General features: G+C 69.4%; 10 protein-coding genes and 1 pseudogene. 5 read left to right on the forward strand and 6 right to left on the reverse strand.

What is annotated here, in order from left to right:
- Positions 1-60 precede the first annotated feature (60 nt).
- Genes VUG52_RS08740 through VUG52_RS08765 form a run of 6 tightly spaced genes read right to left on the reverse strand, consistent with a single transcriptional unit; the run spans position 61 to position 6865 of the window.
- Positions 61-1686 (reverse strand): BatD family protein, encoded by a 1626-nt coding sequence (locus VUG52_RS08740; RefSeq protein ID WP_262974331.1) that lies wholly within the window; start codon positions 1684-1686, stop codon positions 61-63.
- Positions 1683-3401, reverse strand: coding sequence for a vWA domain-containing protein (locus VUG52_RS08745; protein ID WP_262974332.1), 1719 nt, complete (start codon positions 3399-3401; stop codon positions 1683-1685). Before VUG52_RS08745 ends, VUG52_RS08740 begins: the two co-directional genes overlap by 4 nt.
- Positions 3398-4474: a vWA domain-containing protein gene (locus tag VUG52_RS08750; protein ID WP_050706545.1), complete on the reverse strand. Its 1077-nt coding sequence runs from the start codon at positions 4472-4474 to the stop codon at positions 3398-3400. Before VUG52_RS08750 ends, VUG52_RS08745 begins: the two co-directional genes overlap by 4 nt.
- Positions 4467-4961, reverse strand: a complete 495-nt coding sequence (locus VUG52_RS08755) for a DUF4381 domain-containing protein (RefSeq protein ID WP_186714802.1) — start codon at positions 4959-4961, stop codon at positions 4467-4469. Before VUG52_RS08755 ends, VUG52_RS08750 begins: the two co-directional genes overlap by 8 nt.
- Complete coding sequence (locus VUG52_RS08760; RefSeq protein ID WP_050706543.1) at positions 4958-5902, reverse strand: DUF58 domain-containing protein; 945 nt, start codon at positions 5900-5902, stop codon at positions 4958-4960. Before VUG52_RS08760 ends, VUG52_RS08755 begins: the two co-directional genes overlap by 4 nt.
- A 3-nt stretch (positions 5903-5905) precedes the next feature.
- Entirely contained in the window at positions 5906-6865 is a 960-nt protein-coding gene (locus tag VUG52_RS08765; protein WP_050706542.1) for an AAA family ATPase, read from the reverse strand.
- 599 nt (positions 6866-7464) lie between these two features.
- Between VUG52_RS08765 and VUG52_RS27230 the strand changes: the two are divergent.
- The 5 genes and pseudogenes from VUG52_RS27230 to VUG52_RS08790 form a co-directional block, all read left to right on the forward strand.
- Positions 7465-7564 (forward strand): annotated as a pseudogene (locus VUG52_RS27230) (transposase); the annotation flags it as partial.
- Positions 7565-7856: 292 nt separating this feature from the next.
- A complete protein-coding gene (locus VUG52_RS08775) occupies positions 7857-9395 on the forward strand; it encodes a ShlB/FhaC/HecB family hemolysin secretion/activation protein (RefSeq protein WP_276556390.1) in 1539 nt (512 codons plus the stop codon).
- 33 nt (positions 9396-9428) lie between these two features.
- Positions 9429-11234, forward strand: a complete 1806-nt coding sequence (locus VUG52_RS08780; protein ID WP_262974334.1) for a DUF2341 domain-containing protein — start codon at positions 9429-9431, stop codon at positions 11232-11234.
- Positions 11235-11244: 10 nt separating this feature from the next.
- Positions 11245-11670, forward strand: coding sequence for an ExbD/TolR family protein (locus VUG52_RS08785; RefSeq protein WP_050707632.1), 426 nt, complete (start codon positions 11245-11247; stop codon positions 11668-11670).
- 8 nt (positions 11671-11678) lie between these two features.
- Positions 11679-12353: an energy transducer TonB family protein gene (locus VUG52_RS08790; RefSeq protein ID WP_259470170.1), complete on the forward strand. Its 675-nt coding sequence runs from the start codon at positions 11679-11681 to the stop codon at positions 12351-12353.
- Positions 12354-12369 lie beyond the last annotated feature (16 nt).

Genomic DNA, 12369 nt, shown 5'->3' on the forward strand with positions numbered 1-12369 from the left:
ATTAGGGCGCTATGGTAACTCATCGCGGGGCCGTGGGAGCGGGCTGGCCCCGCGATGAGGCTACTTGGGATACAGCGGCGGCAGGCTACCTGCTTCGCCCGACGGCGCCAGCACCTGCTCGACCGGCGGAATCGCGCCGATCGCGCGCCACAGCTCGTCGCCGTGCCAGTACTGGCCACTCTCGCTGTACAGCGCGCCATTCAACCCGTCCAGCGCATCGGACAACGGCACGAAGCGCGCCGCCATCTCGGCCAGGGTTTCCGGCTGCTGCCGGGCCCAGGCGTCCAGCGCCTGGCGGGTGGCCTGCGGGTCGTTGGCCTGGCAGGCGCGCTTGAGGTCGTCGAGCAGCGTGCGCGGGCTCGGGCCGGTCTGTGCCGCGCGCAGCACCGCCGGTTGCGAGCGGGCCCGCCACCACAGGGTGAAGCCGAGCAGGGTGGTCAGGGCCAGGACCAGCGTGGCCAACTGCCAGGGCCAGAGCGGGCCGGGGCTCAGGTTGCCGTCGCCGACGGGCGTGTCGGCGCTCAGCGCCGGGTTGTCCTGCACGTTCAGGGTGCGGGCCGGCAGGCTGCTGTGCTCCAGGTGGTCTTCGCGGGTGTTCCACCAGGTCACCTCCAGCGCCGGCAAGGCCAGGTCGCCAGCGTGGGTCGGCACCAGCGCCTCGCGTTCCTCGCGGTTGGCGACCATGCCGCGCTCGCCGATCTCGTTGCGTAGCAACGGCTGGTCGGGGTAGCGGCGCAGGCCGGTGACCTCGGTGGCCGGCAGTGGTGGCAACTGGGTGCTCGACAGGCCCTCGGCACGCACGGTGATGTTGCGCGTCAGCGAGTCGCCTATTTGTGTCGGTTGACGCTCCGGGTCGGGGTTCCAGTGCTCTTCCAGGGTCAGGCTGCGGGCCGGCAGCCAGGGGCGGTCGGCCGGGTAGCTGGCCGGGATCGGCTTGACCGTCAGGCGCAGCGGCAGCGAGCTGACCTGCACCTGGCGGCCGACCCGCGGCGTGCCGGCCGGCTGTTCGCCATTGTCGGCGGCGGTGGCGGTGAAGCGCAGCGGCGGCACTTCAAGGCTGCCGCTCTGTTGCGGATAGATCGCATAACGGGTCTCGATCACCCCGTGGCGCACGCCGTTGATGTCCTTCTCAAAGGTGCGCGACTCGCCCAGCGGGTCGACCTTGGCGTTTTCCAGCTGCAGCGCGCTGAGGCTGCTGTCGTCGTACAGCGCCACCGAATGGTAGATGCGCAGGGTCAGCACGGCCTGGGCCTGGACATAGACCTCGCTGCTGTCCAGGGTGGCCTCGACGAACACCTGCGCCGCCGCGTCCGGGCGCTGGCTGTCGGCTTGCTGTACCTGCAGTTCGATGGCCTGGCTGCGCGACTGGCCCAGTTGCAGCTCGGGGATGCGCAGGCTGCCGCTGCGCCGGGGCAGCAGCGTGATGATCCAGCGGGTGCTGGCGCGGGTCTCGCCGTCCAGGGTGTGCAGGCTGTTGAGCTGGCGCGTGCCGCGCACCTCGAAGTCGGGCTCGAGGGTGCGCAGGTCGGGCTTGCCGAACTGGGTGACGTCCTGGCTCTCGAGGGTGAGCTCCAGGGTTTCGCCGGCTTCCAGGCGCGTGCGGTCGACGCTGGCCTGCAGGATCGGTTCGGCCTGGGCCGCGAGGCTCCATAGCAGGCCTAGGAGAAAGACGCCGAGGCGACTCATCGTGGGGTTTCCTGATGCAATTGCTGTTCGTACCAGAATTTGCGCCGCAGCAGTTCCGCCGGATTGTCGGGGATCTCCCGCAGCCATTGCTCCAGGGCCTGGCGCTGCTCGGCGTCGAGGCTGGTGGAGAGCGGCCGCTGGGGCGGCTGGGTGAGACTGTCATCATCGCCGCCGGCAGCGCCGGGCGGGGCCTGGGTGTTGCCCTGGCTTTCGCCGTTCTGCTGGCCTTGGGCCTGTTCGTCGCTGCCGGGCGTGCCTTGGGCCTGGCTGCTGGTCGAGCTGCTGTTGCCTTCGGTCTCGTTGCCGGGGGTGCCTTGGGCATCGGCGTTGTTCGGTTGTGTCTCGGCGCTGGCCTGGCGCTGTTGCAGCAGTTGCTGGACCAGGGCCTGGTTGTCCAGTGCCGCCTTCAGGTCGGGCCGGCGTTCCAGCGCCTGCTCATAGGCGTCCAGCGCCGCCTCCAGTTCGCCGGCGCGGGCCAGGGCGTTACCCCGATTGTAGTGGGCGGCCGCGGTGCCGGCCTGGGCGAAGGCGGCGGCGGCGCCTTCGAAGTCGCCGGCCTGGTACAGGGCCATGCCGCGCCACTGGCTGTCCTCGAAGTGGCGTGCCGCCTCGGCCGGGCGTTGCCGCTCCAGCAGGCGCTGGCCCTGCTGGTCGGGACGCAACCACAGGTCGTTGAACTCGAAGGCCTGGCTCGGTTGCGGCAAGGCCAGCAGCAGCGGCAGGCAGAACAGCCAGCCGCGCCGGCCGGCGCAGGCGGCGAGCAGCAGCAGGGGCAGCAGCAGCCAGTAGCCCTGGTCGGCCCAGCTGTCCAGTTGCAGGGTCTGGCCATCGTTGTGCAGCAGCCGTGGGTTGTCGAACAGGCCCAGGCCGCGCAGGTCGAGGTCGTCGATGCGGGCGTGGCGGTAGCGCCCGCCGGTCGAGCCGATGAAGCTCTTCAGCGAGGCGCTGTCCAGGCGCGGCAGGAGGATGCCGCCCTGGTCGTCTTTCAGGTACTCGCCATTGGCCTGGCGCACCGGCGCGCCTTCGCCGCTACCGACGCCCAGCATCAGCAGGCTCGGGCCCTGGCGCCCGAGGGCTTGGCGAATGCCTTCGCGCTCCGGCTCGCTCAATGACGAACCGATCAGCAGCAGCCGGCCCTGGCCGAGGCCGCTCTGGGCGAGCAGGGCCAGGCCCTTGTGCACGGCGAGGTCGGCGCGTTGGCCGGGCTGCGGCATGATCGACGGGTCGACGGCCTCGAGCAGGTTGCGCGTGGTGCCCAGGTCATCGGACAGCGGCACCAGGGTGTGGGCGGAGCCTGCGTAGACGATCAGCGCGGTCTGGCTGTCGCGGCGGTGCTCGAGCAGGTCGAGGATCTTGCGCCGGGCCTGTTCCAGGCGGTTCGGCGTGCTGTCCTCGGCGAGCATCTGCGGCGTCAGTTCGAGCAGGATCACCAGCGGGTCGGCCGGGCGTTGGCGGGTTTCCTCCAGACGCTGCCAGCTGGGTCCGAGCAAGGCCAGGACGATCAGCAGCCAGGCCAGGCCCAGGGCGATCCACGGCAGCTTGCTGGTGCTGCCGCTGCCGCCGCCGAGCAGGACCGCATGGAACGGCTGCGGCAGGATCAGCTGCCAGCGCCCGGCGCGTTTGCGCCGGTGCCAGAGCTTGAACAGCAGCCAGCCGAGCAGGGGCAGCACCAGCAGCCAGAGCGGGCGCAGCCATTGGGGCCAGAGTTCGATCATCGCCTCCTCCTCAGGCGCAGGCGCTTGAGGCGCTGGCGCCATTCCGGGTGGGGCTGCAGGAAGCGTGGCTTGCGCAGCAAGCGTTGCAGCAGGTTGTCCGGCCACTGCACGGCCACCACCAGCAGCACGCTGAGCAGCAGCGCCAGGGCCAGTGGCCAGGCGTACAACGCGTGGGCGGTGCGCGCCTGGGTCGGCTGCTGGGCCACCGGTTCCAGCTGGTCGAGGGTGTCGCCGATGGCGCCCAGCTCGGCGCCGTCGTGGGCGCGGAAGTAGGTGCCGTGGGTGATCTCGGCGATCTCCTTGAGCGAGGCTTCGTCCAGGTCCAGGCTCGGGTTCAGCCCGAGCAGGCCCGGCGTGCCGCTGGCCTCGGGGTTGGCGCCGATGCCGATGGTGTAGATGCGCACGCCTTCCTGGGCGGCCAGGCGTGCGGCGGTCAGCGGGTGGATCTGCCCGCCGTTGTTGGCGCCGTCGGTGATCAGGATCAGCACCCGGCTCTGCGCCGGGCGCTGGCGCAGGCGCTTGACCGCCAGGCCGATGGCGTCGCCTATGGCGGTGTTCTTGCCGGCGATGCCGATCTGCGCCTCGTCGAGGAAGGTGCGCACGGTGCGCCGGTCGAAGGTCAGCGGGGCCTGCAGGTAGGCCTGGCTGCCGAACAGGATCAGGCCGACGCGGTCGCCCTGGCGGTCCTGGAGAAAGTCGCCCATCAGCGCCTTGACCAGGTCCAGGCGGCTGATCTCGTCGTCCTTCCACTGCATGTCGGGGAAGTCCATGGACCCCGACACGTCCACCGCCACCAGCAGGTCGCGGCCACTGGCCGACACCGGCAGCGGATCGCCCAGCCACTGCGGGCGGGCGGCGGCCAGCAACAGCAGCAGCCAGATCAGGATGAACGGCGCCTGCTGGCGCCAGGTTGGCAGATTAAGCCGTGCGCGGCGCCCGGCCAGGCCTTCGAGTTCATCAAGGAAGCCTACCTTGAGCACCGGCTCACCGCTGTCGGCGGCAGGCAGCAACAGGCGCGCCAGCCAGGGCAGCGGCAACAGCAGGAAGATCCACGGCCAGGCCAGTTCAAACATGCTTGCGGATCCAGGTTTCGACCGCCTGGGCGAGCCCGGCGATGGCCTTGTCGTCGAGCTTGCACTCGGGCTTGTAGGTGCCTTCGACCAGCACCATCCAGCGGGTCAGGCCTGCGGCCGGGCAGCGGTTGTCGAGAAACGCCAGCCACTGCCGGCCATTGAGCGTGTGGCTGTTGGCACCGGGATAGTCGTTGCGGCACAGGCGCTTGAGCAGGGCGTTGATCTGCTGCAGCCAGGCGCCGGCCGGCGCGCCGTCGTAGGGGCGCGGCAGGCGTGCCAGTTCCGCCAGCGCCTCGACTCGGATCGGGTCCAGCGGCAGTTCGGCGCGCACCACCTTGCGCTTGCCCGGGCGCCAGTGGCGCAGACGCCACAGGCCCCAGCCGAGCAATGGCAGCAAGGCCAGCAACAGCCACCAGCCTGGGGCCGGCGGCCACAGGCCGATGGCGGGCGGAGCGATCAGCGGCTGCAGCTGGTCCAGCGGATTCATCGGGCACTCCCGGGGCGCTGCGCGTTCAAGTACTCGCGCAGTTGCTCGATCATCTCGCTCTGGGTGCTCAATGGCATCAGCACCACCCGCAGTTTCTGCGCCAGCAGCTCCCAACGCTCGATGCGCGCTTCGGCCTGCTGGCGGTAGGCCTGGCGCAGGTTGGCATCCAGCGTGTCGAGTTCCAGTTGCGCGCCGCGCTGGGCGAAGCGCAGCAGGCCGGCGGCGGGCAGGGCATGGTCGAGCGGGTCGCTGACCGGCATCAGCAGCACGTCGCAATGCCGTGAGAGCATGGCCAGGTGCTGCTCGACGCCGGCACTGAGGGCGCGCTCGTCGCAGATGACGATGGCCAGGCTGCCCGGGCGCAGCACTTCACGCGCCCGGCGCAGGGCCAGGCCCAGGCTGTCGGGCTGCGGCACGGCCTCGGTGTGCAGGGCCTGGTTGACCTTGGCCAGGCGGTTGAGCAGTTGCAGCAGGCTCTGCTTGCTGCGCCGTGGCTTGATCTCGTGGGGCTCGCTGTCGCCGAACACCAGCCCGCCGATGCGGTCGTTGTGGCCCAGCGCCGCCCAGCCGAACAGGGCTGCGGCCTGCGCTGCCAGCACCGACTTGAACATCAGCCCGGAGCCGAAGAACAGCCGCTGGCTCTGCTCGACCATGATGAAGATCGGTCGCTCGCGCTCTTCGTGGAAGAGTTTGGTGTGCGGTTCCTGGGTGCGCGCGGTGACGCGCCAGTCGATGTTGCGCACATCGTCGCCGGCCTGATAGACCCGCACCTGGTCGAAGTCCACCCCGCGGCCACGCAGCTTGGAGTGGTGCAGGCCCACCAGCGGGCTGCGCTGGCCGGGCCGGGAGAACAGCTGGATCTCGCGCACGCGGTGGCGCATGTCGATCAGGTCGGCCAGGCCGATGCGGATGCCGGGTTCTGCCAGCTGCGTGGTGGGCATGGGTCAGGCGACGGCGACGACGTCGAGGATGCGCTGGACCACGCGGTCCTGGTCGACCCCGGCCGCCTCGGCCTCGAACGAGAGGATGATGCGGTGGCGCAGCACGTCGAACAGCACCGCCTGGATATCCTCGGGGCTGACGAAGTCGCGTCCGGCCAGCCAGGCGTGGGCGCGCGCGCAGCGGTCCAGGGCGATCGAGCCGCGGGGGCTGGCGCCGTAGGCGATCCAGTCGGCCAGCTCGCTGTCGAACTTGGCCGGGGTGCGGGTGGCCATGACCAGCTGCACCAGGTACTCCTCCACCGCATCGGCCATGTACAGGCCGAGGATTTCCTTGCGCGCGGCAAAGATCGCCTGCTGGCTGACCCGGCGCTCGGGCTTCACTTCGCCGCCCAGGGCTTCGCCGCGGGCCTGCAGGAGAATGCGCCGCTCGACGGTGGCATCCGGGAAACCGATCTTCACGTGCATCAGGAACCGGTCGAGCTGGGCCTCGGGCAGCGGGTAGGTGCCTTCCTGCTCGATCGGGTTCTGCGTGGCCATCACCAGGAACAGCGGCGACAGCTCGTAGGTGCTGCGCCCGACGCTGACCTGGCGCTCGGCCATGGCTTCGAGCAGCGCCGACTGCACCTTGGCCGGGGCGCGGTTGATTTCGTCGGCCAGCACCAGGTTGTGGAAGATCGGCCCTTGCTGGAACACGAAGCTGCCGGTTTCCGGGCGGTAGATCTCGGTACCGGTGATGTCGGCCGGGAGCAGGTCGGGGGTGAACTGGATGCGATGGAATTGCGCCTCGATGCCTTCGGCGAGCTCCTTGATGGCCTTGGTCTTGGCCAGCCCCGGGGCGCCCTCGACCAGCATGTGGCCGTCGGCCAGGAGCACGATCAGCAGGCGCTCCACCAGTTTTTCCTGGCCGAGGATCTGGGAGGAGAGAAAGGTGCGCAGCGCGATCAGCGCTTCACGGTGTTCCATCGTTGGCGGTTCCTGGGGATGGGCCCTGGCGCGCTGCGAGCGGTGACCGGGCGGGGGTGGATACTTTAATCCATCCGGGGGTGCGGGGACCAATGGCGGTTTGCAAAATTAGTGTAAAGCAGCGAACGGGGGCCGAAGACGTTGCGACCCGTTCGCCCGCAAACCTGGCCCGCTGATGAACCTTTCATGACAAAACGTCGGTAGCAAAGCGCCACCCCCGTCAAAGCCATGGATACCGACAAGGCATCTGGCCATCAGGCCGGTCGAGCCTTGGGGAACGGCCTGGGAGCGGGGCGATGGGGACTATGGAACGCTACACGAAGGTGGGAATGCAGGAGCTCGACCAGCGCCTGGCGAAGATCGTCGAGGCCGCGCGCAAGCAGCCGGTCTCGGTCTACCGCTACGGCGCGCCCTGGGTCTGGATCGTCTCCCAGGAAGACTGGCAGGGCGCCCTGCGCGAGGTGGCCAGTTGCGTGCCGCCCGGGCATTCGCTGGCGCAGCTGAAGCCGCGCATCGAGGCCTTGCTGGACGAGCACCGGCCTGCGCTGGCGCTGCTGGCCGAACAGCAGGGCATGATCATCGCCCCGCACACGCTGATGCACGTGCTGCTGCTGCAGCTGCTGTATTCGGTGCCCAGTGAGAAACAGCTCTACGAGCAACTCAACTACAACCTGCTGTTCCGCTGGTTTGCCGGCCTGGAACTGAAGTCGCGGGTGTGGAACTTCAGCCTGTTCAGCCATGACCTCGGTGTGCTGCTGGGCAGCGCCATGGCCGTGTCGCTGCTGCAGCGCATGGTCGACGAGGTGCTCGGCGCAAGCTTGCAGGCGATGCCCGAGTTCAGCCTCAACCTGGCCCTGCTGCACAGCTGGCTGGCACGTCACCAAGGTCAGGCCGCGCCTGACGCAAACCACTAGAAACCCAACGAATTCCTGGCGCTCAAGGGGGCGGTGTGGAGCATTTTTTCTTCAAGCGATGCGCCATCGGCGCAGGGCTGCTGTCGTGCCTGCTGGCGCTCGAGGTGGTCGCGGACGAGGCGCAGCGCCGGGTCGAGATCAATGAATACGTGGTGCGCGGCAATACGGTGCTCGACGCCCAGGCCATCGAAGAGGCGGTCTATCCCTACCTGGGGCCGGACAAGACCCTGGCCGACCTCGAAGGCGCCCGCGAGGCCCTGCAGAAAAGCTACCAGGCCCGAGGCTACCAGTCGGTGTTCGTCGAGCTGCCCGAGCAGAAGGTCGAGGGCGGCGTGGTCTACCTGCAGGTGAGCGAAACCAAGGTCGGCCGCGTGCGGGTGGTGGGCGCCAAGCATTACTCGCCGCTGGAGATCCGTGAGCAGGTCCCGGCGCTGGAGGAGGGCAAGGTGCCCGACTTTGCCCAGGTGCAGGACGAACTGGCCACGCTCAACCGCACCCCGGGCCGGCAGGTCATGCCGCTGGTGCGTGAAGGCCAGCGGCCAGGCACCATGGACGTCGACCTGCAGGTCGAGGACAAGCAGCCCTGGAACCTGAGCCTGGGCCTGAACAACGACCACAGCGCCGATACCGAGAAGCTGCGCAGCGTCGTCAGCCTGGGCTACAACAATCTCTGGCAGGCCGGCCACAGCGTCTCGCTGACCTGGTTCACCGCGCCCCAGGACCGTGACAACGCCGAGGTCTGGTCCGGTTCCTACGCCGCGCCCCTCAACGAGCGCTGGACCGTGCAGTTCTCCGGCTACCACTCCGACAGCAACGTCGCCACGGTGGGCGGCACCAACGTTTTGGGCAAGGGCCATTCCTATGGCGTTTCGGCAATCTACAACCTGCCGGGCGTCGGCGCCTGGGCCAACGCCCTGTCGATCGGCGTGGACTTCAAGGACTTCGACGAGCAGGTCGGTCTGGGCGGCAGCAGCGACAAGGTCCCGCTCAAGTACGCCCCGATCACCCTGGGCTACACCGGCTACCGCTTCACCGAACAGGACCAGCTGAGCATGGGCCTGAGCCTGGTGGCCGGTACCCGCAGCCTGCTGGGCTACGGCAGCGATGACGCCGAGTTCGACTACAAGCGCTACCGCGCCGATTCCAGCTTCGCCGCGCTCAAGGGCGACGGCAGCTACACCTTCGACTTCGCAGGCTCCTGGCAGAGCGCCTCGAAGCTGGCCTTCCAGCTGGCCTCGGGGCCGCTGGTGTCGAACGAGCAGTTCGCCGCCGGCGGTGCCACCTCGGTGCGCGGTTACCTGGCCGCCGAGCGCACCGGGGACGACGGCCTGCTGTTCTCCCAGGAGCTGCGCACCCCGTCCATCGGCCGCTACGTCGGCAGCTACATCAGCGACTGGCGCTTCTACCTGTTCGCCGAAGGCGCCCAGCTGCGCCTGCAGGACGCGCTGCCCGAGCAGGACGACCGCTACAGCCTGGCCAGTGTCGGCGTCGGCACCCGCGCCACGCTCAATGACTGGCTGTCCGGCAGCGTCGACTGGGCCGTGCCGCTCAAGGATGGCCCCAACACCGACAAGAACGCTTCCCGTGTGCACTTCAGCGTGCAGGCGACTTTCTGAACTCACTGACCGGCATCGACCTGGAGACCTCTCATGCAACGCCTGATATTGACCTTGCTGCTGTGCCTGGGCTTCGCCCTGCCGGGCAGCGCCAGCGCCTGGTGGCAGGACGACTGGATGTACCGCAAGCAGATTGCCGTGGACACCACCCCCCAGGGCGCCGGCCTGACCCAGGCGCTGGGCCGCACCGCGCTGCTGGTACGCCTGCATACCGGCAACTTCAGCTTCGACGGCGTCAGCGAGACCGGCGCCGACATCCGCTTTGTCGGCGCCGATGACAAGACCGTCTTCAACCACCACGTCGAGCAGTTCGATCCGCTGATGGGCATGGCGCTGATCTGGGTGGACGTGCCTCGCATAGAGGCGGGCCAGCGCCAGGACCTGTGGATGTACTACGGCAACCCGAAAGCCCAGGCGCCTGTTGGCCAGCCCAGCTTCGACGCCGACTACACCGCGCTCTACCACTTCGACGGTGCCACCGCACGTGATGCCAGCCCCTATGGCAATCAGTTGCAAGGCCCGACGGTCAGCGTCGATGGAGTGATCGGCCGGGCCATCCAGCTCGGCGGCCAGGGCCTGCAACTGCCGGCCAGCGCCTCGCTGCAGCTGCCGGCAGGCGCGGCGTTCACCTTCAGCACCTGGTTGCGCCAGGACCAGGCGGTGGGCGAGCAGTTGCTGCTGGCCCGTCGCGAGGCCGGCCACAGCCTGTTGCTGGGCCTGGCCCAGGGCGTGCCGTTCGTCGAGGTCGACGGCCAGCGCGCCAGCGCCAACCAGGCCGTGAGCGCAGGCCAGTGGCAACACCTGGCCCTGCTGGGCGAGGGCGGCAACCTGAGCCTGTTGCTCGAAGGCCAGCCGGTGGCGCGCCTGGCCGCCAGCCTGGGGGCCTTCAGTGGTGCCATCGGCGTCGGCGGCGACCTGCCGGCGGCCGAAGGCGAGGCGGTCAGTCACTTCGCGCCGTTCGTCGGTGCCCTGGACGAACTGCGCCTGTCGCGCGTGGCCCGCAGCCAGGCCAGCCTGCAGGCCGACGTGCTGGCCCAGGGCGCCGAGTCGCGCCTGGTGGCGTATGGCGTCGACGAGGAACAGTCGGGCTTCGGTTTCGGCGGCCTGGGCTTCCTGCTCAAGGCGGTGCCGGTGGACGCCTGGGTGATCATCGCCATCCTGGTGCTGATGATGGTGCAGTCGTGGGTGATCATGCTGCGCAAGCAGCGCACCCTCAACCGCGTCACCGCCGCCAACACTCGCTTTCGCGAGCACTTCGCCACGGTCGGCACGCGTCTGGAGCAGTTCGCCGACGATCAGAACCTGCATAAGCGGCTGACCGACTCCTCGCTGTGGCATCTGTACCTGGTGGCCGTGCAGGAGCTGCGCACCCGCCGCGCCCAGGGCGCCGACACCAGCTCAGTGTCCGCTGCCACCATCGAGGCCATCCGCTGCTCCATGGACGGCGTTCGCACCCGCGAGAACCAGGCGTTGTCGTCGAAGCTGTCGACCCTGTCCAACGCCATCGCCGGCGGCCCCTACATCGGCCTGCTGGGCACGGTGCTGGGGATCATGGTGGTGTTCCTCGGCACCGCCATGGCCGGCGACGTCAACATCAACGCCATCGCCCCGGGCATGGCCGCGGCGCTGCTGGCCACTGCCATGGGCCTGTTCGTCGCCATCCCCGCGCTGTTCGGCTACAACCGCCTGACCACGCGCAACCGCGAGGTCAGCGCCGACATGCGGGTGTTCGTCGACGAGTTCATCACCCGCCTGGCCGAGCTGCACGGCGAGGGCCAGGCCGGTGAAGCGGCGCAGCGTCCGGCCGGGCGTAGCGTCAACCCGTCGGTTCCGGCGTGAGGGCGCAGCCATGGCATCCGTGAACAACGCCCATGACGACGACGCCGACGCCGCGGTCGACAGCATCAACATCACCCCGTTGGTGGATGTGCTGATGGTGGTGCTGGTGATGTTCATCCTCACCGCCACCGCGCAGGTCTCCGGGATCCAGGTGCAGTTGCCCAAGGCCAGCGCCACGGTGTCGCTGGCCCAGCCCAAGACCAAGGCGATCTCGATCAACGACGCCGGCCAGGTGTTCCTCGACGCCTACCCGGTGACGCTGCAGGAGCTGGAGGACCGCCTGCGCAGCGAGAAGGCGCGCAACCCGGACTTCCCGCTGATCGTGCGCGGCGACGCGGGCGTGCAGTACCAGAAGGTGGTCGAGGTGCTCGACCTGCTGCGCCGTCTCGAACTGGCCCAGGTCGGGCTGGTCACCGGCAAGCCGAACCAGGGATGAGCGCAGGCATGGAACGTACAGCCAACCCCCGCCGCCTGCTGACCTGGGCCGTGCTCGCCGTTGCCGGCGCAGGCCTGGCCTGGCTGCTGTGGCAGTGGGCCAACGACATGGCCGGGGTGCGCCGCGAGGCGCCCAAGGTGCCGGCGATCATCCCGCTGCCACCACCTCCGCCGCCACCCCCGCCCGAGCCGCCCAAGGAGCCCGAGCCGCCGGTCGAGGAGAAGGTCGTCGAGCCGCAGCCGGTGCCCGAGGCCGAGGAGGTCAAGCCCGCCGAGGAGGCGCCCGACCCGGCCCAGGACCTGGCCGAGCCGATGCAGATGGACGGCGACGCGCAAGCGGGCGGCGACAGTTTCAACGTCGGCGCCGGCAAGGGCGGCGGCATGGCCGGTGGTGGTGGCGGGGGGCTGGGCAGTGGCAGCTACAGCCAGTACCTGGCCTACGCCTTCCAGCGCCTGCTGCGCGACAACCCCGAGCTGCGCAACCTGGTGTTCAACCTGCAGGCCGAGATCTGGCTCAGCGCCGCCGGCGAGATCACCCGTGTCGAGCTGCTGCGTGGCAGCGGCGAGCCAGAGGTGGACGCCCAGGTGCTCGCCGCCCTGCGCGGCGCCCGCGCCCTCGACCAGCGTCCGCCCGCCAACCTGACCTTGCCGGTGAAGATCGCCCTGCAGGGGCGCCGGCCATGAACAACGAAGCACGACT

The sequence above is a fragment of the Pseudomonas sp. LH21 genome (genome assembly GCF_036549575.1).
Taxonomy (GTDB): domain Bacteria; phylum Pseudomonadota; class Gammaproteobacteria; order Pseudomonadales; family Pseudomonadaceae; genus Aquipseudomonas; species Aquipseudomonas peradeniyensis.

Bases quoted from the DNA above. Each gene is read 5' to 3' on its own strand.
- VUG52_RS08785 (WP_050707632.1), top strand. From the start codon at position 11,245: ATGGCATCCGTGAACAACGCCCATGACGACGACGCCGACGCCGCGGTC.
- VUG52_RS08780 (WP_262974334.1), top strand. From the start codon at position 9,429: ATGCAACGCCTGATATTGACCTTGCTGCTGTGCCTGGGCTTCGCCCTG.
- VUG52_RS08790 (WP_259470170.1), top strand. From the start codon at position 11,679: ATGGAACGTACAGCCAACCCCCGCCGCCTGCTGACCTGGGCCGTGCTC.
- VUG52_RS08740 (WP_262974331.1), bottom strand. From the start codon at position 1,686: ATGAGTCGCCTCGGCGTCTTTCTCCTAGGCCTGCTATGGAGCCTCGCG.
- VUG52_RS08765 (WP_050706542.1), bottom strand. From the start codon at position 6,865: ATGGAACACCGTGAAGCGCTGATCGCGCTGCGCACCTTTCTCTCCTCC.
- VUG52_RS08745 (WP_262974332.1), bottom strand. From the start codon at position 3,401: ATGATCGAACTCTGGCCCCAATGGCTGCGCCCGCTCTGGCTGCTGGTG.
- VUG52_RS08750 (WP_050706545.1), bottom strand. From the start codon at position 4,474: ATGTTTGAACTGGCCTGGCCGTGGATCTTCCTGCTGTTGCCGCTGCCC.
- VUG52_RS08760 (WP_050706543.1), bottom strand. From the start codon at position 5,902: ATGCCCACCACGCAGCTGGCAGAACCCGGCATCCGCATCGGCCTGGCC.
- VUG52_RS08755 (WP_186714802.1), bottom strand. From the start codon at position 4,961: ATGAATCCGCTGGACCAGCTGCAGCCGCTGATCGCTCCGCCCGCCATC.